Source organism: Pseudoalteromonas sp. 2CM36K (assembly GCF_023161865.1).
GTDB classification, from domain to species: domain Bacteria; phylum Pseudomonadota; class Gammaproteobacteria; order Enterobacterales; family Alteromonadaceae; genus Pseudoalteromonas; species Pseudoalteromonas tetraodonis.
On the sequence record NZ_JALNTK010000002.1, the window covers coordinates 171,169 to 195,467 of the forward strand.

Genomic DNA, 24,299 nt, shown 5'->3' on the forward strand with positions numbered 1-24,299 from the left:
TGGTAGTTACTTAGTTGTATTTAATTTTGAGCATACAAAAGTAAGCTCTTTGCTTTTATGTGTTATATATTGTTATCACTAACATTTGCCGAGTCAGGTATTTGTAATTCGCCTGAAATGAGTTTAGGTAACAGCGTATCTCTTAGTTCTGTTAGTATATTTATTTCTTTGTTTTTCAAGGGTATAGTTTTGTAGAACTCTTTTACTAATATCGAGTAATTTTCCTGGATGTGGTCCGGAGGTATTACTATCATCCAATCCATTATCGCTTTTTTATCTCCTCTTGGCATTTTTGAGCCTTTGGAGGTTGTCATCATATAGTCGAAGAAAACATCCTGAAAAAGCAAATTAAATAAGTATCCCGTATTTTTTGGCTCTAAAGCTTCAAATCCTAAAACATCATTAGAACGTCCACCACTTGATGTTGCTAACCATATCTTTTTAAAATATGGTCTGATATTAGAAATTAATATATGTCCTGGATGGAACCCAGGTATAGTTTTAACTTCCGGTATCTTAGAAGCTTTAGTAATTCCACCTCTATTAGGGCGCATATTATCTGTTGATATGTAATTATCAAACGTTAAATCATCACCATTTACTCGCTCAGATGTAAACTTTGCAATTTTTGATAAGTTATTAACACTCCAGCCTTTTGGTATCCAGCCTAGTTGTTCGTTGTGTTCGAACTCATTGGGGAAGTGGGCGTGGGTGTTGGCGTGTTGGGCCAATATTTTAGGGTTGGCGTTAAGGCTTGCTTTAACGGGTGTTTCAGCGGCTTTTTCTGATACTTGCACTGCTGATTGTGTTTGTGAAAGTGCTTGTAATTCGTGAGCGAGCGCAATGAGTGATGCTTTGAATTCGGCCGCATTTTCTAAGCTGTTCAGTGCCGCTAAGCGGCGCTGTGCTTTTTGTTTTAACTCATCAGGCAGACTAGTTTCAAGGTTGTCTAATTTAAAATCAGCGCTGGCAAGTAGGTTGTCAAACACCGGATCAAAATCAACAAACCAGCTTTTAAACAATGCCTGCGCCATTTTTTCTAAGGTTTGGTTGGTTTGTTTGTTTAGATCGATCTTATCATCTAAGCCACCTAAGAATTTAGCAATTTCCTTTTCATTATCCACGCCAATATTTCTAACCATCAATGAGCTTAAATGGTTACGATTTAGTGTCGGTACACCACTACCCACATTAAAAATTGAAAAGTCTATACTTTTAAATAAATAATAAACAAATCTTGGATGATGCCCCTTAAAATCCTTTACCCAAAGAGTTGTGTTTAATGGCCAAAAATCATCTTGAATATACTGACCACCACCTATTGAGCCACTTCGACCAATAACAACACCTGGAGCTATTACTTTTGCTTCATTATGATGCCCAGCAACTCCAGTAGAGGCAACAACAGGGATAGCACCTTCAATACGATCACCTTTAGGTAAATCGAACCCCCTTTGAAGCGTAACAAATTCATTCAGCGGGATTTGATTACTTACCATAACCCAGCGCCTCCAAGTTTTTACGAATGGCTTTATCAAGCTCATCGCTTTGGTTCATTTGGTTGTAAAGGTTTTGGCTGAGCTCGGTCATTTTAGTCTCAAACGGAATACCGTCGTCTGCAATATCGGCAGCACCGACATAGCGCCCTGGGGTCAGTACGTAGTCGTTTGCTTTAATATCAGCAAGGGTGGCTGATTTACAGTAACCGGCGATATCTTCATATTTTTGCTCGTTATCTGTCGCAAGCTCTTCGCCGCGCCAAAGGTGGTAGGTTTGGGTAATTTTAGCGATGTCGTCGTTGGTTAGCTCTTTTAAGGTACGGTTAACCATAGAGCCCATTTCGCGTGCGTCTATAAATAGGGTTTCGCCTTGGCGGTCGCGGCGTTTTAGAATGCCTTTTTCGTTATTACCGCGTTTATCTTTACTTATAAACCATAAACACACCGGAATTTGTGTGGTGTAAAACAGCTGCCCTGGTAGGGCTATCATACAATCGACTAAGTCGTTTTCGATTATTTTTTGGCGAATATCGCCCTCGCCACTGGTGTTAGAGCTCATTGAGCCATTAGCCAGTACAAAACCTGCGGTGCCATGCTCGCTGAGTTTTGAGATCATATGCATGATCCACGCATAGTTGGCATTACCGGTAGGCGGTGTTGGGTAACCTGCCCAACGGGCATCGTCGACTAATTCGTTATCGGCGCGCCACTGTTTTTGGTTAAACGGTGGGTTTGCCATGATGTAATCGGCTTTTAGGTCGGGGTGTTGGTCTTTAAAAAAGGTATCGCCTGCTATATCGCCTAAGTTGCCCGAAATACCGCGCACGGCAAGGTTCATTTTAGCCAGTTTATAAGTGGTGTTAGTGTACTCCTGCCCGTAAATAGACACGTTTTTTTGGTTACCGTTGTGGCTATTTATAAATTTAAGCGATTGCACAAACATACCGCCCGAGCCACAACAAGGGTCGTAAATTTTGCCTTCGAATGGTTCTATCATATCGGCGATTAGGGTAACAATTGACTTAGGCGTGTAGAACTCGCCCCCGCCTTTACCTTCAGAGGCGGCAAATTTACCTAAAAAGTATTCGTAAACACGGCCAACTAAGTCTTCTTCTGTTTTTTCGTTTTGGTTAGCAATGGTGTCGATATTATTAATGGTATCGATAAGTGCTGAAAGCTTACTGGCATCAAGCCCTAAGCGTGAAAAGTAGTTATCGGGCAATGCGCCCGCGAGTGATTTATTGTTTTTTTCAACCGCGTGCAGTGCGGTATCTATTTTAACGGCAATATCGCCTTGCTTGGCGTTGGCTTGAATATACGACCAGCGTGCATCTTCTGGTAGGTAAAACACGTTATCCATCGCGTAAAAGTCGACCATGTCGATGTATTCGTCGCCGTACTCGGCAATAATGGCTTTTTTACGCGCTTCAAACTTGTCACTAATAAATTTAAGAAAGATTAAGCTTAAAACAATGTGCTTATATTCGGCTGATTCAACACTGCCACGCAGTTTATTGGCGGCATCCCAAAGGGACTCTTCAAACCCGACTTGTGTTTTTTTTGCGGCTTTTTTTGTAGCAGGCTTTTTTGATGCAGCGTCCATGTGGTCTCTCTTTGCAAGAATATCAATATAAATTATTGGCTTATCATACAGCAAAGGTCGTGGGTTTTTGAGTGTTAATTATAAAATATATGAGGAGGTTTTTATCGATAACAATACGCACTATGCGAGCAGTTTAATTGTTGCGACAGTGTCGCAACTTTAGCTTCGTAACCCGATGAAACATAAAAAACCAATCAACAAACTACCCCGTCAATTTGACATATTTCTCAGCCAGTTCATCTAAGCTCTCACGATGATTAGGGTCGGGCTTTATGCAGTCAATGGGGCATACACTCACGCAGGTCGGCTTGTCGTAGTGGCCCACACATTCAGTGCATTTTGTAGGGTCTATTTGGTAGATTTTGGCGCCCATATAAATTGCTTCATTTGGGCACTCGGGGTCACACATATCACAGTTAATGCATTTGCTGTTTATTAGTAACGCCATGATTAAACTCTCTATTATGAAACAGCTTGTTTGAAAGGGTTGCGGGTGTCTTGGTTTTCATCCAAATTGCGCATCAGTATGGCGTGCTCTAAATCGATGTTGTCAGGCAGTGGAATTTTTACGATATGGCCTGAACCTTTGGCATCAGTAATGCTTTCGCCTTTTTTGTTTTCCATACGTTCAAGCACAAAGCTAATATTACCTTTTGGCGTCATTAGCTCTAATGAATGGCCAACGCAAAATTTATTTTTTACATCTATTTCAACCAAACCAGTGGCATTACGCCCTAGTACTTCGCCGACAAATTGCTGCTTGGTAGAAACTGAATGGCCGTATTCGTAATTTTGATAATCTTGATGGGCGTGGCGTTTTAAAAAACCTTCGGTATAACCGCGGTGAGCAAGGTTCTCAAGAGTTTTAAATAAGTCTGCATCGAATGGTTTACCTGCAACCGCATCGTCAATCGCTTTGCGATACACCTGAGCGGTACGCGCAACATAATAAAATGACTTAGTACGCCCTTCTATTTTAAGGCTATGCACCCCCATTTTTGTTAGCTGCTCTACGTATTGCACGGCGCGTAAGTCTTTTGAGTTCATGATATAAGTGCCGTGCTCGTCTTCAAATGCAGGCATATATTCACCCGGGCGACCTTGCTCTTCTAGCATAAATACATCGTTACTTGGCGCGCCTTCACCTAACGTAGGTATAACCGTTTTAGGGTCAATTTTATGTACCATTTCGCCGGTTTCGTTCTCAGTGCCGGGTTTAACATCGTACTCCCAACGACACGCATTAGTGCAGGTGCCTTGGTTAGGATCGCGCTTATTAATATAGCCTGAGAGTAAACAACGCCCTGAATAAGCCATACACAGCGCGCCATGAACAAATACTTCTAGTTCTGTTTCTGGGCACAGTGTGCGTATTTCGCTGATTTCTTCAAGCGATAGCTCGCGAGACAAAATCACCCGCTCAATGCCTTGCTTGGCCCAAAACTTTACGCTTGCGTAGTTCACTGCATTGGCTTGAACCGACAAATGAATTGGCATATCGGGCCATTTTTCACGCACTAACATAATTAACCCAGGATCTGACATGATCAACGCATCGGGTTTCATGGCAATAACAGGTTCTATATCACGTAAATACGATTTTACTTTCGCATTGTGTGGGGCAATATTAGACACTACATAAAACTTTTTATTTAGCGCATGTGCTTCGTTAATCCCTATTTGTAATGTATCTAAATCGAATTCATTATTGCGAACCCTTAAACTGTAACGAGGTTGACCGGCATAAACCGCGTCGGCACCATAGGCAAAGGCATAACGCATGTTTTTTAAGCTGCCTGCAGGGCAAAGTAGTTCAGGAATAAACGGGATTGAGGAAGAAACAGCTGACATGTGCGCTCCATACATCGAACCGAGTTCAAGTCGGTTGCATGAATAATTATACCAACCCGCAATAATACTTAATCATTTTACGGGGCTAAACGTGTCGCTACCTTCGTTAAAAAATCTCATTTACGACTGCATGGATGCAGAAGGTAGAGCAATGCAGGAGCAATTGCCGAGAACAACTAAATAGCAATTTTTTTGCCTAGCTATCAACACGTTTTTCCAGCCTCAAAATAGACCACTTAATTAAGCGAATTGGTATTAAGGAAAATAAACCGCGCAAGTATAATGAGGGGGCAAAAGAGAAACCTTGATCAAGATCATCAAAATTTCTCTTGTGCGCTAATAAATGAAGAGCAGCAGATTTAAGTTATTTTTTACTGCTTAATTGGTTCGAAAATTGACTAACCGCATCAACAACTTGTTGCGCGCCTTTTTTAATATCACTCATTACATCACCAGATTCTTTGGAGAGCGCTAGGCCTTGTTGCGCTTTATTTTTACCTTGCTCTATTACAGCCACCGTTGATTGGGTTAAATTTTGGTTTTGCTGTACAACATCCACTATTTCTTCAGTCGCTTTACTGGTTCTTGAGGCAAGTAAACGCACTTCATCAGCCACCACTGCAAATCCACGGCCTTGCTCGCCGGCGCGCGAGGCCTCAATAGCCGCATTTAGTGCCAATAAATTAGTTTGATCAGCAATACTGCTAATGCTCTGCACTATGCTCGCGATGAGTTGCGATTGTTTATCTAATGCTGAAATTTCTTGAGCAGCTTGCTCCATTTGCACCGACAATTCGTTCATAACCTGCACTGTTTTTTGTACCACTTCAGCACCTTTGTCCGCGTTGTTATCGGTTTCGATAGACGTGCCATGCGCAATACTCGCCGCTTGCTCTGTAGCCAGTTCTCTTTTTACTTGATCAGTGATCACTGTGGCAAATTTAACTACTTTGTAGAGCTCATTTGCTTCATTAAAAATAGGATTATATGAAGCCTCTAACCAAACTACATGGCCGTGCTTATCAATACGTTTAAATCTGCTCGCAATAAACTCACCATTACGCAAACGTTGCCAGAAGGCCTGATACTCTTTACTACTCGCTACTTGCTCATCACAAAACATACTATGATGCTTACCCACCACGTCTTGCTTTGAATAACCCATACTTTTTAAAAAGTTGTCATTAACACGCAGCACCATACCTTGAGTATCAAATTCAATAACCGCCGTTGAGCGATGCAAGGCTTTAATTAAATCTTCGTTTTCTCTTGAGCTTTCAATTATTTGTGTAAGCACAGTGCAATGCAGGGTTAAATACTCAAGCTGGCCTTGCTCGTTTTTTATAGGATGTAAAATGCAGCGTAACCAGTCTCGTTGCCCGTTTTGGTGTAGCAACTGAATAGCACCTACATAGTGCTCACGCTTACTTATTGCTTGTTTAAATAAATTAAAATCAGGATTATTCTGTGCATTTTCAGGAATAAAGTTAATAATATTCTGGTTAAGCAACTGACTATTTGAATAGCTGAATGTACGTTCAAAATTCTTATTTTGTCTTATAACATGACCTTGCATATCAAGCTCTAAAACTAGCATTTCACTGTCTAAGCTTTGTCTAACCTGCTCTCTAACTAAAAGTTTGTCTTGTAAATCAGCAACTTGATTTTTTAAAGATTGGTTAAAAAACATATGGTTATCCTAGTATTGAGATGTATGAACTATACATTGAGCGTTTATTGTAATTATTACTAACAACTAAAACTGTTTGTTAACATAGACGTGAATATAACGGAAGTATTTAAAACTAATATACGTAATAGCATGGTTATAAGCTCAAAACTAAACGCCCTTAAATCAAAATAACATGGTTGATATAATAAATTAGGTTTTTTTCGTTAAAACGCGTATAATTCGCGCCCGTTAATATTCACACTTTCACTTAAAAATTATTGGAGCACAAAGATGGCTTTAGAGCGTACTTTTTCAATCATAAAACCTGATGCAGTTGCTAAAAACCACATCGGCGCAATCTACAACCGTTTCGAAACTGCGGGTCTTAAAATCGTTGCAGCTAAAATGGTTCACCTTTCACAAGAGAAAGCTGAAGGTTTCTACGCTGAGCACAGCGAGCGCCCTTTCTTTGGTGCTTTAGTATCTTTCATGACTTCTGGCCCAGTAATGGTTACCGTTCTTGAAGGCGAAAACGCTGTTCTTAAAAACCGTGAAATCATGGGTGCTACTAACCCAGCTGAAGCGCTTGCGGGTACTTTACGTGCAGACTACGCTGATAGCATCGACGAAAATGCGGTTCACGGTTCAGACGCTGTTGAATCTGCTGCTCGCGAAATCGCGTACTTCTTCGCTGACGAAGAACTTTGCCCACGTACTCGTTAATTCGAGTTCACAGCTAACCCTGTGATGCAAAGTATGAAAAGGGCTTTCGAGCCCTTTTTTAGTCATTACGTAAAGTATTAATCGTTTAGTTATGATGTTTTACTTAATGATTATAGTGGGTGAATTATGTACAATTCGCCCTTGTAAATTTTTACCATCACCGCCACCGATTGAGGTTGTTACATGACCGAGCAAAAAAAGATTAACTTATTAGATTTAAACCGAGATGCAATGCGAGAGTTATTTGTATCATTCGGTGAAAAGCCATTTCGTGGCGATCAGGTGATGAAATGGATTTATCATTTTGGCGTAGATAATTTCGACGAAATGAGCAACGTGAACAAAAAGCTAAAAGAAAAGCTTAAAAACGAGTGTGAAATCGTTGCACCCGAAATTTCAGTTCGCCAGCAAGCCAGCGACGGTACTATTAAATATGCATTAGTACTAGAAGGCGGCCAAGAAGTAGAGGCAGTTTGGATCCCAGAAAAAGATCGCGCCACCTTATGTGTATCGTCTCAAGTGGGTTGTGCACTGGAATGTACTTTTTGCTCAACGGCACAACAAGGCTTTAACCGTAACTTAAAAGTGTCGGAAATTATTGGCCAAGTATGGCGTGTAGCCAAAGACATTGGCCTTGATGGCAACAGCGAAAAACGCCCTGTCACTAACGTCGTTATGATGGGGATGGGCGAGCCATTACTTAACGTCAAAAACGTCGTACCAGCGATGGAGCTGATGATGGACGACTGGGGCTTTGGTTTATCTAAGCGCCGCGTAACATTAAGTACCTCGGGTGTAGTACCTGCCCTTGATTTATTGAAAGAAAAAATCGACGTAGCACTGGCTATTTCACTTCACGCCCCTGATAACGCACTGCGTGATATTTTGGTACCCATTAATAAAAAGTACCCAATTGAAGAATTTTTAGCGGCCTGTCGTCGTTATATCGATGGCTCTAAAGCCAATAAAGACGTGACTATTGAATACGTTATGCTTAATGGCGTTAACGACAGTACCGACCAAGCACATGAACTGGTTAAAACGTTAAAAGGGACGCCATCTAAGGTAAACCTTATTCCGTTTAACCCGTTCCCGGGTAACGAATACACGCGTTCAAGCAACAGCCGAATTGACCGTTTTTCAAAGGTATTACAAGCTGCGGGGATTACCTGTATTGTTCGTCGTACACGAGGGGACGACATTGACGCTGCCTGTGGTCAATTAGCTGGCGATGTGGTTGATAGAACAAAACGTATGGCTAAAAAGAAAATGCGTGATGACAATGCAATTGCAGTAAATATTCATCAAGCCTAAACGTTATAAAAGACTCCGGTGCCTTTGTGATAACTCGTTTATTTTTAAATAAATGATGCAACACAAAGGCTTTGAGGTAAGATAGAGGCTATGGAAATAAATAAAGAGACAAGGCAATGCGATCTTTACTTGCTTTAGCACTATCAACACTACTTTTAAGCGGTTGTGTTACTGAAAATAGTTACAACGGCAGTGACAAACCCGTCGTCGAAAATAAAATAAACAACGCAGGCGCAGCGCGTACCCGCATTGCTTTGGCATTACAATATTTAAACACCGGCAATAATTCCCAAGCAAAATATAACCTTGAGCGTGCGAGCGAATATGCACCAAACCTCCCCGAAGTTCATTATTCTTTAGCTTATTACTACCAACAAGTTGGCGAAAATGCATTAGCCGACAAAGCCTATCAAAAAGCGTTGACGATTAAGCCTGACGATCCGAATACCCTAAATAACTACGGTACGTTTTTATGTAGTATTGATGAGTATGATCGCGCTACCGATCAATTTTTAAAAGCGATTGAAATTCCGAGTTATATTCGTGTAGCACAAAGCTATGAAAATTTAGCCTTATGCGCCATTGAGTTTAATGACTTTACAAATGCAGAAAGCTACTTTCAACAAGCGCTAAACCACAGCTCGCAGCGTACATCGACCCTAATTAGCTTAGCCGCCCTTTTTTATGCTAAAAGTGACTTACATAAAGCCAGCGACGTTTTAAAGCACCATGACGATACTGGCCGTGTGTCTGCACGGGCTTTATTACTTAGTTATTTAATTAAACAGCGTATGGGTAGAATAGAAGATGCTGAAAAAATTGCAGCTACCATTTTGCAAACATACCCAAATAGTATTCAAGCTAACGCCATTCGTGACAACCAATTAAGGCAAACAGAGTTTGAAGTACTGCGCGAAAAGTACCGCCAAGCACAACTTGATGAATTACAAGAAAGCAGTAATAACAATCAAATTATTGTGGAGCCAAAAATAAAAATTATTCGTAAAAAAAGTCCAACATCTGCGGTAAGCTATGATGATTCAGTAAAGTAAGCTGCAAAAATACAACAAAGACACAAATACCTTTTTAAATTAGGGTCTGTTGACCTTTCAAGGTTAAATTTGCAGCAGCCTGTTTGGTATTTAGGCAAGGCAGAGCTTATGTGGTGTGGTTATTCCCCATAAATAGGCGATAACGTAGTATCAATGCCAAACAGGCGCTGCCCGAAGGGTTCTGCCTAGGGGCAATTAACTCTTTGTTGCTCGGTTTTTACTTAGCCCACTAGGTTACAAACCTCGCGCCGCGATTAAATTGCCCCTAGTTTGAACAAATATTAATCCGCAAAGGTCAACAGACCCTAGTAAAATAAGAGTAAAAACGAGTGTATCGGTTGATATCGCTCGTTTTGCTGTAAACCAATTTAGCATTTCAGTGTGATTCAATGCTAAACTGCTATATGTTAGGTGCATTAAAGGGCTTTAAAAATAAAAACAGCAAAAATTTTAAAAGGACAATAGTAACGTTTTTATAAAACCGCAGCTGATGATACCCTTTAAAAGCGTGCATTCCAGTAGCAAGAATAAACGAACACTAAAAAATAAAAACAAAGTCTTACTCTGGTTATTAAGCCAAAACATTAACTTTTACTCGTGGATCCAGACTCATACATATTATGAATGAAGATAATACACAACCGCAGAGCGACGGACCCTCTGTAGGACAAATGCTAAAATCGCATAGAGAAAACGCAAATATCAGCCTTGCTGAAATCGCCTCGCTATTAAAGCTAACAGAATCACAAGTTGAGCATATTGAAAGCGACGAGTATCATTTACTCGGTGCAAAAACGTTCGTTAAAGGCTATATAAAAAATTATTGCCGCATACTAAGCATAGATAGCAGCGCTATTTTAGCCATGCTGCCTGCTTTTAGCACATCAGATAAGCTAGTAGATATGCAAAGCTTTTCAAGGCGCACAGAAAAAGAAGCGCATGACAGTCGACTGATGACGGTAAGCTATTTAATACTAGCCATTGTTATTGGTTCATCAGCTGTATGGTGGTGGCAAAATGCAACGCCTATTGATGAACAAACTAACACTATTAATGCTAATAACTCGCTTATTTCGGAGCAACAAGAAAACACAAAACTGTTAGCTGAAGCCGCCGACGAGGCACTTTTAAATGACATTGAATCTGCAGAAGAAGTGAATTCAGCATTACAAAATGAGCAACAAAAAATTCAAGCCGCGCCAGTTAATGATGCACAGAGCACCAGTGAACCAAAAAACAGTGATTTAAGCACCATTTTTATGATGTTTAACGATGAGAGCTGGGTAGAAATTCACGATGCCAATGATGAAAAAATTGCTTTTGGTGTAAAAAAAGCAGGCTACGAAATGACCCTAACCGGAGTAGCGCCTTTTTCAGTGGTATTAGGCAAGCATGATGTTGTTCGTATTACCCTAAATGGTGAGCCAGTTGATATTTCGGCCTTTCCTAAAAACCGTTTAGCTAAATTTAAATTACCCTTAGCAGAGTAGTCGCTATGTTTTCAGAATCTCCTATAAAACGCAGAAAATCCACCCGCATAAATGTGGGTAATGTTCCTATTGGTGATGGTGCACCAATTGCCGTGCAGTCAATGACTAACACAGACACAATGGACATTGATGCCACAGTAGCTCAAATTCAAGCGATTCAAGATGCCGGTGCTGACATAGTGCGTGTATCTGTACCAACTATGGATGCCGCTGAAGCATTTAAAAGTATTAAAGAGCAGGTATCGATACCACTGGTTGCTGATATTCACTTTGACTACCGCATTGCATTAAAAGTAGCAAAGTATGGCGTTGATTGTTTACGTATCAACCCAGGCAATATTGGCAGTGAAGAGCGTATTAGAGCGGTTGTCGACTCAGCCCGTGAGCACAACATTCCAATTCGTATTGGCGTAAATGGTGGATCACTTGAGCGCGACCTACAAGAAAAATACGGCGAGCCAACACCTGAAGCCTTACTTGAATCGGCTATGCGCCATGTAGATATATTACGTCGCTTAGACTTTGATCAGTTTAAAATTTCGGTGAAAGCGTCAGACGTATTTTTAGCGGTTGGCGCGTATCGCTTGCTCGCAAAAGAAATCGACCAGCCACTGCATTTAGGGATTACTGAAGCAGGCGGCATGCGCTCTGGTTCAGTTAAATCGGCTGTTGGTTTAGGTATGCTATTGGCTGAAGGTATTGGTGACACACTGCGTGTATCACTCGCAGCGGATCCAGTTCAAGAAATAAAAGTAGGCTTTGATATATTAAAATCATTGCGTATTCGCTCTCGCGGCATTAATTTTATTGCTTGCCCTAGCTGTTCGCGCCAAGAGTTTGATGTAGTGAGCACCATGAATCAACTTGAAGAGCGTTTAGAAGATATTATTGAGCCAGTTTCAGTGTCAGTCATTGGCTGTGTGGTTAACGGGCCAGGTGAAGCATTAGTGAGTGATATTGGCCTTGCCGGCGCAAACCGACGCTCAGGTTTATACATTAATGGTGAGCGACAAAAAGCACGCATTGATAACAACAATATTGTTGATCAACTCGAAGGCTATGTACGCGATTTCATTGAACACAAGCAAAAGCAAACTCCTATTGATATAAAAATCGTAGAGTGATGCGTTGTTACAGGCACTATGTATTTTATTGACCTTTTTTAATCGCGGCATTCACAACGTAGTATAAATTACGTACGGCCCGCTGCGCTCGCAATTACCTTATAGTTAGGGTTATAATGCAGGGTCGATTTTTTAGTTTTACGTGGTTGCAGCCTAGGGCTGCACATAAACAGATTTAGGATTTATCAGTGGCAAAACAAATTCAGGCAGTTCGCGGTATGAACGATTGCCTGCCAGGCGATACGCAAGTTTGGCAGAAAGTAGAACACATTTTACGCGAGACCGTATCATCGTTTGGTTATCAAGAAATTCGTTTTCCAATTGTAGAATCAACCGACCTATTTAAACGCTCTATTGGTGAAGTAACCGATATAGTAGAAAAAGAAATGTACACCTTTGCCGATCGTAACGGCGACAATTTAACTCTGCGCCCTGAAGGGACTGCAGTGTGTGTACGTGCAGGTAACGAAAATGGCCTGTTATACAATCAAGAACAACGCCTTTGGTACATGGGTCCTATGTTTCGCCATGAACGCCCACAAAAAGGTCGCTACCGTCAATTTCATCAATTTGGTTTAGAGACTTTTGGTATTGCCAGCGCCGATATTGACGCCGAAATTATTTTACTCACGGCGCAACTTTGGGAAGCATTTGGCATTACTGATCATGTGCGTTTAGAGCTTAATTCATTAGGTTCAAACGAAGCGCGCGCACAGTACCGCGATGCCTTAATCGCCTTTTTAGAACAACATACCGATGTCCTAGATGAAGATTCAAAACGTCGTATGTACTCTAACCCACTGCGCGTTTTGGATACTAAAAACCCAGATATTCAGGCAATCTTAGTCGATGCACCAAAGCTATCTGAACATTTAGATGCTGAATCAAAAGAACATTTTGAAAATTTATGTGAACGATTAGATGCCGCAGGCGTCAAATACACGGTTAATGAAAAGCTGGTACGTGGCTTAGATTACTATAACCGTACGGTATTTGAATGGGTAACCGACAGCTTAGGTGCACAAGGTACTGTATGTGCCGGTGGTCGTTATGATGGCTTAGTAGAACAATTAGGCGGTAAATCAACCCCTGCGGTAGGTTTTGCAATGGGTTTAGAGCGCCTAGTTTTACTGCTTCAAGCACTTGAATGTGTAGGTGACATACGTCGTAGTGCTGATGTATATTTAGCAGCTATGGGCGATAAAGCCAGCATTCAAGTCCCTATTATTGCATCTACGTTACGTCGTGATGTACCTGGATTACGCGTTATGGTGCACGCTGGCGGTGGTAACTTTAAAAAACAACTTAAACGTGCTGATAAAAGCGATGCGCTCGTCGCAGTCATTATCGGTGAAGATGAATTAGAGCAAGGCGTTGTGACTATTAAATACTTACGTGAACGTAAAGAACAAGTCACACTAGAATTAGAACAAGCTAAAACGCTACTTGCAGAACTGATTAATAGCTAAAATTATATAAAGCGTAAGTAGTTAAGCGCTTTAACAGAGGTAAGCATGGAAATTTATTCAACAGAAGAACAACAAGCAGAAGCGATTAAGCGCTTTTTTCGTGAAAACGGCCTTTCACTAGCATTAGGCGTTATTGTTGGTTTAGGTGGTTTATATGGCTGGAAAGCATACAACCAAAATCAAATAACGACTGCAGAGCAAGCATCTGATGCTTACACTAAACTTGTCGAAGGCGACAGCGTATTAGCGTCTGCTGATGCATTTATCAGTGAAAACAAAGACACTCAGTACGCAACTTTAGCGGCATTTGTTGCTGCAAAAGAAGCGGTAGATGCACAAAAATTAGATGTAGCGAATGAAAAGCTAAGCTGGATTGTATCAAATGTCGATAACGCGCAGCTAAAAGCCATTGCCACTACGCGTTTAGCGCGTGTGCAAATTGCTCAACAACAATACGATGACGCATTAACTACATTAAATTCACCATTGCCAGAGGCATTTAATGCAAATGTGGCTGAATTAAAAGGCGATATTTACACTCAGCAAGGCAATAAAGAACAAGCACGCGTAGCCTACCAAGCCGCGGTTGATGCAGGTGGATTAACCAGCAATCCTCTATTACAAATTAAGTTAGATGACCTAGCAGTAACTAGCCCAGCGGCATAAGGTTTTAGGCATGAGAAAAATAACAACAGCAACGCTCGCCCTATGTATGGCAACCCTAATGGGATGCTCTTCAAGTGATGACGAAGAAGAACTGGTGCTTCCAGAAATAGCCAATCAATTCGAAACTGACATAGTATGGCAAGAATCTATTGGTAGCGGTGTAGAGCATTACTTTTCACGCTTATCACCCGCTGTTTATAAAGAGACAGTGTATGTTGCTAGCCGTGAAGGCCAAGTAGAAGCCTTATCACTTGCCAATGGCGATACCCAATGGGAAACCGACGTTCGTCAAGATTTATCGTTTTGGCCTTGGAGCGATAACGTAAATGCAAAATTATCAGGTGGAATATTACAAGCTTATGGTAAAATCTATTTAGGTTCAGAACATGGCTATGTCATTGCACTTGACCGTGAGACTGGTAAAGAAGTTTGGCGTAAAAAAGTACCTGGCGAATCACTCTCTAAACCCGCTGCAGGCGATGGCTTAATCTTTGTTAATTTAGCCTCAGGTAAGTTACTTGCGCTTCACCCAGATACTGGTGAAGAACGCTGGAGCTTTGAGCAAGAAGTGCCACCGCTGACTTTACGCGGTCAAAGTTCACCTACTGTGGCTAACGGTGGTGTATTGGTTGGCCTTGAAACAGGTAAGCTCAGTTTTTTAATTTCTGAGAGTGGCTACTCGGCATGGAGTGCAGAAATTGCAGTGCCAAAAGGCGCATCAGAGTTTGAACGTTTAGTTGATGTAGATACGCAGCCGATCATTAGCGGTCCATTTGCTTATGCTATTGCATACAATGGTAACTTATCAGCAGTAGATATTCGTTCAGGGAATGTTGTATGGAAACGTGAATACAGCAGCTACCGTGAAATTAGCATGGATTTGCAAACAATTTACGTTGTTGATAGTAACGGCGTTGTTTATGCACTTGATAAAGATTCAGGCATTGAACGTTGGAGCCAACCCGCTCTTCGTGGCTGGTACTTAACAGGCCCAGCGGTTGCCGGTAATTATTTAGCGTTAGGTGACCAAGAAGGCAATTTGCATTGGTTAAATAAAGACACTGGCGAGCTAGTATCTCGTGAAGACTTTGACAGCTCAGGTTTTTTTGTTGAGCCCGTTGTCGCTGACGATAAATTGATTTTATACACCCGCGATGGTGAAGTTAGCGCGGTAAAAATACCGAACTAACTGTCTACTATTAGTGTAAGGCACTAATAGTTAATTATTTTTTGTAAGGCTTCGCACTGCGAAGCCTTTTGTTGTTTTTTAAAGAGGTAGTTTATGCTTCCCGTGATCGCTCTTGTAGGGCGACCCAATGTGGGCAAATCCACATTATTTAACCGTTTAACACGTACTCGTGATGCACTCGTTGCCGACTTTCCTGGCTTAACGCGTGATAGAAAATATGGCCAAGCAAATTACGATGGCTTTGAATTTATCGTGGTAGATACGGGCGGTATTGATGGCTCAGAAGAAGGTATCGAAACCGAAATGGCTGATCAGTCATTACTAGCCATTGAAGAAGCGGATATTGTTTTATTTTTAGTTGATGCTCGCGTAGGTATGACAGTGGCTGACCAAGCTATTGCTAACCACTTACGTAAGCAAGAGAAAAAATGTTTTGTTGTTGCCAATAAAACAGACGGCATTGATGCCGACTCAAACTGTGCTGAGTTTTACCAACTTTCACTTGGTGAAGTTCATCATATCGCTGCCGCACATGGCCGTGGTATTACTTTACTGCTTGAGCAAACTCTTCAGCCTGTTATTGCTGAACTTGCCGCTCTTGATGAAGATGTAGCCGATGACGATGAAGAACTTATCGACTTATATCAAGAAGGTGAAGAAGATGACACCGATCACCAAGCGTTTGCCGACAAGCCGGTAAAGTTGGCAATTATTGGTCGTCCAAATGTAGGTAAGTCAACCCTTACTAACCGTATACTAGGTGAAGAACGCGTTATTGTATACGATATGCCAGGTACAACGCGCGACTCTATCTATATTCCGATGACCCGTAATGATAAAGAATATATTCTTATCGATACAGCCGGTGTGCGTAAACGCAAAAAAGTAAGTGACGTGGTTGAGAAATTCTCAGTCATTAAAACACTACAAGCAATCGAAGATTGTAACGTGGTGCTATTAGTGGTTGATGCCCGCGATGGTATTTCAGATCAAGATTTAAGCTTATTAGGCTTTGCCCTTAACTCAGGGCGCTCATTGGTGATTGCCGTGAACAAGTGGGATGGCCTAGATAACTACGTTAAAGATCGTATTAAAACTGAGCTTGATCGTCGTTTGGGCTTTATTGATTTTGCCCGCTTGCACTTTATCTCTGCGCTACATGGTACGGGTGTTGGCCATTTATTTGAATCAGTTGACGAAGCATATGAGTCGGCAACTAAACGTATAAGCACCGCTATGTTACGTCGTATCATGGATATGGCACAAGCAGATCACCAGCCGCCACTTGTTCGCGGTCGTCGTGTTAAGCTTAAATATGCGCATGCTGGAGGTTATAACCCACCGCGTATCGTCATTCATGGTAACCAAGTTCATGATTTACCTGATAGCTACAAACGCTACCTAATGAACTACTACCGTAAAGCACTAAAAATTATGGGTACGCCAATCAAAATTGAATTTAGAGAAGGCGATAACCCATTTGCAGGGCGTACTAATAAAGTAACCTTGTCGCAAAAACGTAAAATTCGCGCGTTTAGTAAAGAAAACCGCAATAAAAGCTAGGTGCTAGGTGCTAGGTGCTAGGTGCTAGGTGCTAGGTCAAAATTAAATAGCGTACAATAAAAGTACGCTATTTTTTTATCTAAAATAAAGTAACAGTACTCGTAGAAGGGTTATTTGACATCAAAGTGCAAAGCGTATGGTTGCCCCACATACCCTTGGTAAGCTTTTATGTGCTGTTTAAATCATTATTCTTAAAAAATTATTTCTCCATTTTTATATAAATAAAATAAGTAAGGAGAGCAATTAAACACACGCCTTAATGTTATAAAACCAACGCATTAATTGAGTGAACTTGTTATTATCGTAAAATAGGCACGCATATGACAATTAAAACTCTAAAAAGTGAAATTCAACATGTTTAAAAAAACAATCTTAGCTATTGCCTTAGCAGCCACCTCGCTGCCAAGCTTAGCCGACAGTAACAGCGATTTAAAAACCATTATTGATAACCACTGGCAAAACGCCAAAGCTGAGAAAATATTTTTTAGAACCGATCCTGATGGTTGGAAGCCCAACGGTACCCTACCCGATTGGAGCGAGCAAGCCATTGCAAAGCGCCAAGCTTACAACAACAGCGTACTAAAAAACTTAGCCGGCATTGATCCTAAAACGCTCAATAGCGAGCAGTTAATGAACTACCGCTTGTTTAAATATGAGCGAGAAACCGAGCAGCAAAGCTACCTTTACCAAGATAAATACTTTCCGGTTAATTTTTTAAGTGGCTGGCATACTTACTTTGCAGAAGCGCCGGCTAACATGGCCTTTTTAACCGCCGAGGATTACGATGCCTTTTTAGTGAGCCTTGGTGATTACCCGCGCTTTAATCAGCAAAACATTAATTTAATGAAGCAAGGCATTCAAACTGGTTTTACCCACTACTGCGAAACGTTTAAAAATTATGCCCAAAGTATTAACGCCCATATAGTTAAACAACCTGAGAATAGCGCCTTATATGAACCATTTACTCGCATCCCTAATACATTTAGCGCAGCGCAAAAAGAAACTTACCAAAATAAAGCTAAAGCGTTAATTGCCTCAAAAGTCGTGCCTGCTTACGAGCAATTTTATGACTTTTTTGAAAACGAATATATGCCACATTGTAGAGCGCAGCCCGGTATTGCAAGCATCAAAGGGGGCCTTGATTATTACAAATATACAGTAAATTATTACACCACAACAAATGCGACCCCCAAGCAAATCCATGAGCTTGGCCTTAAAGAAGTGGCACGCATCAAAGCGCAAATGCAAAGTATTATTGATAAAGTTGGCTTTGATGGCAGCTATAGCGAGTTTTTAGAATTTTTGGCAACCGATGAGCAATTTTACGCAACCGATCCCCAAGACTTGCTCGAAAAAACCGCCTTTATAACCCAAAAAATGTATGGCAAACTCCCTACTTACTTTGGCCACTTACCGCGCAATACTTTTACTATTAAAGGCTCAGCGAGTCGTGGCGCATTTTATATGCCACCGGCAGATAATCGTTCACCGGGGACTTACTTTTTAGCCTCAACTCCAAAACTGCAGCCTTTATATAATTTAGAAGCACTTAGCCTACACGAAGCCATACCTGGGCATCATTTACAAAACGCCATTGCGATGGAGTTAGACGTTCCTGAATTTAGACGCACACTGAGCCACTCTGCTTTTGGCGAAGGCTGGGCACTTTATACAGAGCGTTTAGGTAAAGAAGCGGGCTTTTACCAAAGCCCATACAGTGACTTTGGCCGTTTAGGCTACGAAATGTGGCGCGCAGTGCGCTTAGTGGTTGATACCGGTATTCATGCCTTTGGCTGGAGCCGCCAAAAGGCGATTGATTATTTGGCTGATCATACCGCTTTGCCACAAAGCGCAGTGGAAGATCAAATAGACCGCTATATTTCTTGGCCAGGCCAAGCGCTTTCATACAAAATGGGCGAAATTAAAATACGCGAACTACGTGCCAAAGCAGAAAAACAGCTAGGCGCACAATTTGATATACGCAGCTTCCACGATACCGTTATTGGACAAGGTTCACTCCCTATGGCGGTACTAGAAGATGTAATTAATGACTGGATAGCACAGCAAAAATCAGCTATTTAAAATAAAGCTAGAACAAATTGAGAGGCGGTATTGTTGCCGCCTCTTTTTAAAGCCCTATTAAACACCTCAAAACTAATCCCTACCCACTTTTACTTCGTAAAGTTAATGATTTTAAAAACCAGAGCTTAAGTATGAAAAAACGTATTCTGTATTGGCTGCAAAATGATTTGCGCATTGATGACAACCCCATACTCAATGATTTATCACAACAACAATGTGAACTTGATATCGTATTTGTGATCAATCCTGCTTGGTTTAAAAGCAATAACTATCAACAAAAACCCTATGGTGTACATAAACAACGCTTTCTAATACAAAGCCTATACGAGCTACAGGAGTCTGTTTTAGGGCTTGGCCAAACCTTGCATATTTTAGAAGGCGATCCGGTAAGGGTATTAACACAGCGTATTAATGAGCTTGGCATTGATGAAGTAGTTTATAGCGAGCAAATAGGCGTTTATGAGCAACGCCAAATTACCGCGCTTAAATCGAAATGCGCTACTGTGGTATTTAAATCTGTGATGCAAGATACCTTATATCAACAGCAACAACTGCCCTTTGAACTTGCTGATTTACCAACCGGCTTTACCCCTTTTAGAAAAAAAATCGAAGCCACTGGTATCAGTTTATCCGCAGTGCCGTTCTCAGCAAAAAGACTTCCACCGCCTATTATTTTATGTGCTAAACAGCCTATATCAGAGCCGCCAACAGGAAACCCTTTACTCCAAGGTGGACACAAAGCCGGCCTTGCGCATTGTCTACAGTACTTTTCATCAGCTTTACCAAGCAGCTATAAAATCACCCGTAATGAGCTGGATGGCTTTGATAACTCGACTAAATTTAGTAGCTGGCTGGCTTTTGGTTGTATTAGTGCCAAGCAAATTTTTTGTGCAGTAGATGCCTATGAAGCGCAGCATGGGGAAAATGAATCAACATACTGGATCAAGTTTGAATTGCTCTGGCGTGAGTATTTTAAGTGGCATGCAATTAATGTGAAGCATCAGTTATTTACTTTTAAAGGTAAAAAACAAAGCTCGCCACTTACCACTTTTAGCCCGAACCGTTTTGCAAAATGGTGCCAAGGCAGTACCCCATTTCCGCTAGTTAACGCTATTATGAAAGAGCTTAACGCAACGGGCTTTATCACTAACCGTTCACGACAAATTGCAGCCAGCTGTTTGGTCAACGAACTACAACTAGACTGGCGCTATGGCGCTGCTTACTTTGAACAACAACTTATTGATTACGATGTAGCCGCTAATTGGGGCAACTGGCAATATATTGCTGGGGTTGGGGTCGATCCGCGCGGTGGGCGACACTTTAATTTGGCAAAACAAACCCAGCAATACGACCCACACGGTGTATACATTGCCAAGTGGCAAGGAAATGAGCATTGCGATGCACAATTAGATGACTTAGACGCCGCTGATTGGCCAGTGTAAAAATAAAACCTCGAACATGATATTGGCTAGCTGACTCTCGTTATAAGCCTAAGGTTAAATCTTGGGCGAGAGTGCCGCTGGGTTTTTCTACTACGCGGTTAACTTCAACCCCGTTATGCTTAACAATAAAAGTGGGGGTATATTGTAAGTCATGCGCTAGAGCAATACCTGCCTCATCACGTTTATCATAACCGACTGTAACAAAGGTTATTTTCGAGAGTTTAACCTTAGACTCATCGAGTAACTTTATAAATCGAGGTACTTCGCGAGCACTGTCATGACACCAGGTACCTAAAAGCACTAACACCTCTTTACCTGCTAGTTTTTGCATCAATGCAACGTCTTGCGGTGTAGGCGAAAATGCTTGGTATTGCTTGGCAAATTTATCGTGATCGCTTAATAAACGCTTAGCAGTAACAGCGTCTGAGTGTGGTTTGAGCGTTGCTTTCACTGCCAGTGGTAGACTCAAAATAAAGAGTAAAATTAATTGTTTTAACATAAACCTATACCTAACTAGCTTTTAGCTACTATACCCATAATCGAGCTTAAGTGAATACACTTACTTACTTTTATCCATAAAATCATTCACTTGCGATAAAACGGCTAAGTACTCACGTTTGGCTTCTTTGTTTTGTTCTAATTTATCTAAATCACCGATTAATGTTACTAATTGCGTATGTGAATAACTCGATGTTGTTCTAAACTCGTTTGTCGCCCCCACACCACTGAGTCGTTTTCTTTCATTCATACGATAACTATCTTCATTTTTCTCGAGCCAAATATCGTTAATAACACGAATATTGCTCTCACTGGTGGTTGTTTCTTTCAATTCCTTTTTTAGTTCGTATTGAGATATTTCGGGATTAAACTGATAAACTTTTTTATCTACATCCACCTCATGAGCCTGATCAAGAGCAACCAATTCGTTATTTTTTACAGCGGTACCAATAGTGTAATTTTCTTGTTTATCATAATAATCAGGGGGGATGTCAGAGCGGTTACCTGCTTCATAATTAAAACGCGTGCTCGACGCTTTATCTTGAGTAACCCCAGTTAATCCTGCTGACTTTTGGTATTCTGTATTTTGACTCAGCTTTGTGGTGCTTGTTGCTATGTAATCCCCCTGATCCATTGCAAAAGAGAATTTTGCATCAAAATCAGCTAACTTAGAAATACCATCACCTAAGGAATTTTTATTACTGCTACCTAGCCCTTGATAACGTGGATCACGGGTGATCATATTGTCAACCAAATCAGCTACTAGCTCGCGTCCATTAGTAAACTGCTTTGTAGCAACCAACTCAATTTCGCTATAGCGCTCAGCAGCTGATGACATACTACTAAACGCACTTTTAAAAACAGCCAACCCTTGTTTCATTACTTCATCACTTTTGTGACCAAACGCAGAACGTGTACTTTTCTCAGAGCTATTGAGCTGGCTATCTTCTAAACTCTTATCGAGCGCTTTTATATATTGTTGCATTTGGCTTTTGTCTTGCGCGCCAATGGTTGACATATCAAGCGAAAAATCAATATTGTTTTGTCCGTTTACCGATTCAAACTCGAGTAGTTGCTGCTCAGAATCCTCATCAAGGGTATAACTTAAATTAAGCTCATTATCTATACCAAGGAGCGCTCCATCAGCATCGGCAGTATTTCCCTCTGACGTTGAAAAATACAAATCAAAACCCGAAAGCTGTTTATTATCAAAATTGCTTAAAAAGCTTAAATCTAAATCAGTTTGGTTTGCGGGTACATAACGACTGTAAGCGCTTTGTTTAGCTTTAAAAAATTCATCTGCCATTTCGCCTACACCAGAAAATACTTGCGTTAATGCCTGATGTTCAGCCTCTGATAGGTCGCCATCTACTTTATAACTTACACTAAATTCGTCGGTGGTTTCGCCGGTTTCTTCATCGTAACCTTGCGCAGAATGAAAAGTGATTTTAATAACATCACCTTCTTTGGTTTTTACCGACAGCTCAAATCCATAGTTATCATCATCCTCATATCGCTCGCGGTTAAAACTTTCCATAAAGGGGTCTAGCGAGCGTTCAACACGCTGCTGACTAGACGCTAAAAAGGTTTTTTGATTGAACCCAAGCTGCCCCAAGTTTGATAAAATATCGCTAGTGTTAGCATAAGCGCCCTGAATATTTTTTACCGAGCTGTTTAAACGCTCAATTAACTGATCACTACGTTCATTTTTTAATAGGCCCTCTTGCTGAGAACTGATAACCGTTCGCAGCGCAACCTCTTCACTGGAGAGTTTATAATTTGAGCCACTGGGTGCGCTAGAAATAGTGAGTAACGAGGATAATTGCTGATTAAGTATTTCATCGACTTGTTGGTCACTAAACTGACTGAGCATTTCATCGGTGATTGTTGCCGTGCTTGGCGCTAAGTGAGCTCTCGATTGTAAGCCTGTGGACACATTGATGTGGTTTAAACTATTGACTGATTGGGCAAGCAACGCATTTAGGTTAGCATAATTGCCTTGTAGTTTATTAACCATGATTATCCTTAATCTTCAGTACAATACAAATACGGTATCGGCCAACGAATTAAAAGCTTTAATTCGTTTTTATTATTTAAAAATAAAGTATTTACGCAAAAAACATTCTTTAAAAGTAATTAGCAGGTTTTGGCAAGCAGCGACTTTAATATGTCTGGTACAAATTTTCGCTGCGCGGTAATGGCATAGAAGTGCTCAAACGCATCGGGTAAACGCTGATATTCAACTAGTAGGCCTTGTTCAATTTCATCCTTTACTACAACTGATGGCAATACCGATAACGCACCACTATCACGGGCAAGTAATCGCAGCATAGCCATATCATCAGCCTCTGCTTTTATTTTTGGCTGATACTGCCAACGAGCACACAAAGCATTAAATGAATCTCTAATGGCGGAGGTTTTAGCGGGTAGCACCCACTGTGCATCCTTGTAACCTGATGGAAACTGGCCGCGTGTTTTTTTATCAGCTGGGCCAACTATAGCTAATGGCTGACGAGATACCAACTGACTTTGCCAAAGCTGATCGTAGTGCTCAAGCCCGATGGGTTTATTGGTTAAAACTAAATCCAGTTCGTGCTCTGCCAAACCATTTAGCAGCCCATCCATACGCCCTGCAGTCAGTGAAAATCGTACTTCGTCATTGCTCATTAAGGGGTTAATAAATTCTTCGATAAAGTTACGAGAGAGCGTATTGAGCACCCCGATTGATAAATGCTGAGTTTGGGAAATCAGCCCTTTATGAATAAAAGACGACAGTTCTTCCCCTTTGGTGAATATATCGTTGGCGTACATTTGCACCCGCTTTCCCATATCGGTTAATGCGAGTGTGCGGCCTTTACGTTCAAATAACTCAATATTAATGGTGTGCTCTAATTGTTTTATTTGCGTAGAGAGCGCTGACTGCGACAAATGCAGTTCTTTCGCGGCTTGGGTTAAGTTACCAATACGAGCAACCGACCAAAAATAATATAAGTGATGATAATTTAAACGGCTCATTACTGTTCTCTTTTATAGAACGTTTATATGCATTATATCTATTTTTA

At 41.1% G+C, this 24,299-nt stretch carries 18 protein-coding genes and 1 pseudogene; 11 read left to right on the plus strand and 8 right to left on the minus strand.

All coding sequences use genetic code 11. The features are described 5' to 3' along the window. Positions 1 to 62: 62 nt before the first annotated feature. The 5 genes from MTN97_RS01830 to MTN97_RS01850 all read right to left on the minus strand — a co-directional run bounded on the left by MTN97_RS01830 (position 63) and on the right by MTN97_RS01850 (position 6,643). Positions 63 to 1,499 carry a restriction endonuclease subunit S gene (locus tag MTN97_RS01830; RefSeq protein ID WP_248473529.1) on the minus strand — a complete coding sequence of 479 codons (1,437 nt, stop codon included), beginning with the start codon at positions 1,497 to 1,499 and terminating at the stop codon, positions 63 to 65. Further along, the gene (locus MTN97_RS01835; RefSeq protein ID WP_248473530.1) at positions 1,489 to 3,102 is read right to left on the minus strand and encodes a type I restriction-modification system subunit M; all 1,614 of its coding nucleotides are present in this window, start codon (positions 3,100 to 3,102) and stop codon (positions 1,489 to 1,491) included. Before MTN97_RS01835 ends, MTN97_RS01830 begins: the two co-directional genes overlap by 11 nt. Before the next feature lie 202 nt (positions 3,103 to 3,304). Then, complete coding sequence (locus MTN97_RS01840; protein WP_083238652.1) at positions 3,305 to 3,550, minus strand: YfhL family 4Fe-4S dicluster ferredoxin; 246 nt, start codon at positions 3,548 to 3,550, stop codon at positions 3,305 to 3,307. A gap of 14 nt (positions 3,551 to 3,564) precedes the next feature. After that, a complete protein-coding gene (yegQ, locus tag MTN97_RS01845) occupies positions 3,565 to 4,953 on the minus strand; it encodes a tRNA 5-hydroxyuridine modification protein YegQ (protein ID WP_248473531.1) in 1,389 nt (462 codons plus the stop codon). Between the two features lie 364 nt (positions 4,954 to 5,317). Next, positions 5,318 to 6,643: a methyl-accepting chemotaxis protein gene (locus MTN97_RS01850; RefSeq protein ID WP_248473532.1), complete on the minus strand. Its 1,326-nt coding sequence runs from the start codon at positions 6,641 to 6,643 to the stop codon at positions 5,318 to 5,320. Between the two features lie 273 nt (positions 6,644 to 6,916). On the opposite strand from MTN97_RS01850, the gene ndk reads away from it, so the two are divergent. The 11 genes and pseudogenes from ndk to MTN97_RS01905 all read left to right on the plus strand — a co-directional run bounded on the left by ndk (position 6,917) and on the right by MTN97_RS01905 (position 20,739). Beyond that, a complete protein-coding gene (gene ndk, locus MTN97_RS01855) occupies positions 6,917 to 7,348 on the plus strand; it encodes a nucleoside-diphosphate kinase (protein ID WP_036983708.1) in 432 nt (143 codons plus the stop codon). A 183-nt stretch (positions 7,349 to 7,531) separates the two neighbouring features. After that, complete coding sequence (locus MTN97_RS01860) at positions 7,532 to 8,662, plus strand: bifunctional tRNA (adenosine(37)-C2)-methyltransferase TrmG/ribosomal RNA large subunit methyltransferase RlmN (RefSeq protein ID WP_010389431.1); 1,131 nt, start codon at positions 7,532 to 7,534, stop codon at positions 8,660 to 8,662. Between the two features lie 116 nt (positions 8,663 to 8,778). Continuing rightward, a pseudogene (gene pilW, locus MTN97_RS01865) lies at positions 8,779 to 9,681 on the plus strand (type IV pilus biogenesis/stability protein PilW); the annotation flags it as partial. A gap of 653 nt (positions 9,682 to 10,334) precedes the next feature. Then, positions 10,335 to 11,204 carry a RodZ domain-containing protein gene (locus tag MTN97_RS01870; protein ID WP_248473534.1) on the plus strand — a complete coding sequence of 290 codons (870 nt, stop codon included), beginning with the start codon at positions 10,335 to 10,337 and terminating at the stop codon, positions 11,202 to 11,204. Positions 11,205 to 11,209: 5 nt separating this feature from the next. After that, on the plus strand, positions 11,210 to 12,328 hold the full coding sequence (gene ispG, locus MTN97_RS01875; protein WP_036983705.1) for a flavodoxin-dependent (E)-4-hydroxy-3-methylbut-2-enyl-diphosphate synthase: 1,119 nt from the start codon (positions 11,210 to 11,212) through the stop codon (positions 12,326 to 12,328). Between the two features lie 188 nt (positions 12,329 to 12,516). After that, positions 12,517 to 13,797: a histidine--tRNA ligase gene (gene hisS, locus MTN97_RS01880; RefSeq protein WP_248473535.1), complete on the plus strand. Its 1,281-nt coding sequence runs from the start codon at positions 12,517 to 12,519 to the stop codon at positions 13,795 to 13,797. Positions 13,798 to 13,842: 45 nt separating this feature from the next. Further along, positions 13,843 to 14,463 (plus strand): tetratricopeptide repeat protein, encoded by a 621-nt coding sequence (locus tag MTN97_RS01885; RefSeq protein WP_248473536.1) that lies wholly within the window; start codon positions 13,843 to 13,845, stop codon positions 14,461 to 14,463. Positions 14,464 to 14,473: 10 nt separating this feature from the next. Beyond that, on the plus strand, positions 14,474 to 15,652 hold the full coding sequence (gene bamB, locus MTN97_RS01890) for an outer membrane protein assembly factor BamB (RefSeq protein ID WP_248473537.1): 1,179 nt from the start codon (positions 14,474 to 14,476) through the stop codon (positions 15,650 to 15,652). A 93-nt stretch (positions 15,653 to 15,745) separates the two neighbouring features. Further along, entirely contained in the window at positions 15,746 to 17,215 is a 1,470-nt protein-coding gene (der, locus tag MTN97_RS01895; protein ID WP_248473538.1) for a ribosome biogenesis GTPase Der, read from the plus strand. A 354-nt stretch (positions 17,216 to 17,569) separates the two neighbouring features. Next, positions 17,570 to 19,297: a DUF885 domain-containing protein gene (locus MTN97_RS01900; RefSeq protein ID WP_248473539.1), complete on the plus strand. Its 1,728-nt coding sequence runs from the start codon at positions 17,570 to 17,572 to the stop codon at positions 19,295 to 19,297. A gap of 131 nt (positions 19,298 to 19,428) precedes the next feature. Beyond that, positions 19,429 to 20,739, plus strand: coding sequence for a DASH family cryptochrome (locus tag MTN97_RS01905; RefSeq protein ID WP_248473540.1), 1,311 nt, complete (start codon positions 19,429 to 19,431; stop codon positions 20,737 to 20,739). A 40-nt stretch (positions 20,740 to 20,779) separates the two neighbouring features. On the opposite strand, the gene MTN97_RS01910 is transcribed toward MTN97_RS01905, so the two are convergent. From MTN97_RS01910 to MTN97_RS01920, 3 genes are all read right to left on the minus strand, one after another. Beyond that, a complete protein-coding gene (locus MTN97_RS01910; protein ID WP_248473541.1) occupies positions 20,780 to 21,238 on the minus strand; it encodes a thioredoxin family protein in 459 nt (152 codons plus the stop codon). A gap of 60 nt (positions 21,239 to 21,298) precedes the next feature. Further along, positions 21,299 to 23,254 carry a hypothetical protein gene (locus MTN97_RS01915; RefSeq protein ID WP_248473542.1) on the minus strand — a complete coding sequence of 652 codons (1,956 nt, stop codon included), beginning with the start codon at positions 23,252 to 23,254 and terminating at the stop codon, positions 21,299 to 21,301. 119 nt (positions 23,255 to 23,373) lie between these two features. After that, positions 23,374 to 24,252: a LysR family transcriptional regulator gene (locus MTN97_RS01920; protein WP_248473543.1), complete on the minus strand. Its 879-nt coding sequence runs from the start codon at positions 24,250 to 24,252 to the stop codon at positions 23,374 to 23,376. Positions 24,253 to 24,299 lie beyond the last annotated feature (47 nt).

Bases quoted from the DNA above. Each gene is read 5' to 3' on its own strand.
- MTN97_RS01835 (WP_248473530.1), bottom strand. From the start codon at position 3,102: ATGGACGCTGCATCAAAAAAGCCTGCTACAAAAAAAGCCGCAAAAAAA.
- MTN97_RS01920 (WP_248473543.1), bottom strand. From the start codon at position 24,252: ATGAGCCGTTTAAATTATCATCACTTATATTATTTTTGGTCGGTTGCT.
- ndk (WP_036983708.1), top strand. From the start codon at position 6,917: ATGGCTTTAGAGCGTACTTTTTCAATCATAAAACCTGATGCAGTTGCT.
- MTN97_RS01900 (WP_248473539.1), top strand. From the start codon at position 17,570: ATGTTTAAAAAAACAATCTTAGCTATTGCCTTAGCAGCCACCTCGCTG.
- MTN97_RS01830 (WP_248473529.1), bottom strand. From the start codon at position 1,499: ATGGTAAGTAATCAAATCCCGCTGAATGAATTTGTTACGCTTCAAAGG.
- ispG (WP_036983705.1), top strand. From the start codon at position 11,210: ATGTTTTCAGAATCTCCTATAAAACGCAGAAAATCCACCCGCATAAAT.
- bamB (WP_248473537.1), top strand. From the start codon at position 14,474: ATGAGAAAAATAACAACAGCAACGCTCGCCCTATGTATGGCAACCCTA.
- MTN97_RS01870 (WP_248473534.1), top strand. From the start codon at position 10,335: ATGAATGAAGATAATACACAACCGCAGAGCGACGGACCCTCTGTAGGA.
- MTN97_RS01905 (WP_248473540.1), top strand. From the start codon at position 19,429: ATGAAAAAACGTATTCTGTATTGGCTGCAAAATGATTTGCGCATTGAT.
- der (WP_248473538.1), top strand. From the start codon at position 15,746: ATGCTTCCCGTGATCGCTCTTGTAGGGCGACCCAATGTGGGCAAATCC.
- MTN97_RS01885 (WP_248473536.1), top strand. From the start codon at position 13,843: ATGGAAATTTATTCAACAGAAGAACAACAAGCAGAAGCGATTAAGCGC.
- yegQ (WP_248473531.1), bottom strand. From the start codon at position 4,953: ATGTCAGCTGTTTCTTCCTCAATCCCGTTTATTCCTGAACTACTTTGC.
- MTN97_RS01850 (WP_248473532.1), bottom strand. From the start codon at position 6,643: ATGTTTTTTAACCAATCTTTAAAAAATCAAGTTGCTGATTTACAAGAC.
- MTN97_RS01860 (WP_010389431.1), top strand. From the start codon at position 7,532: ATGACCGAGCAAAAAAAGATTAACTTATTAGATTTAAACCGAGATGCA.
- MTN97_RS01840 (WP_083238652.1), bottom strand. From the start codon at position 3,550: ATGGCGTTACTAATAAACAGCAAATGCATTAACTGTGATATGTGTGAC.
- MTN97_RS01915 (WP_248473542.1), bottom strand. From the start codon at position 23,254: ATGGTTAATAAACTACAAGGCAATTATGCTAACCTAAATGCGTTGCTT.
- MTN97_RS01910 (WP_248473541.1), bottom strand. From the start codon at position 21,238: ATGTTAAAACAATTAATTTTACTCTTTATTTTGAGTCTACCACTGGCA.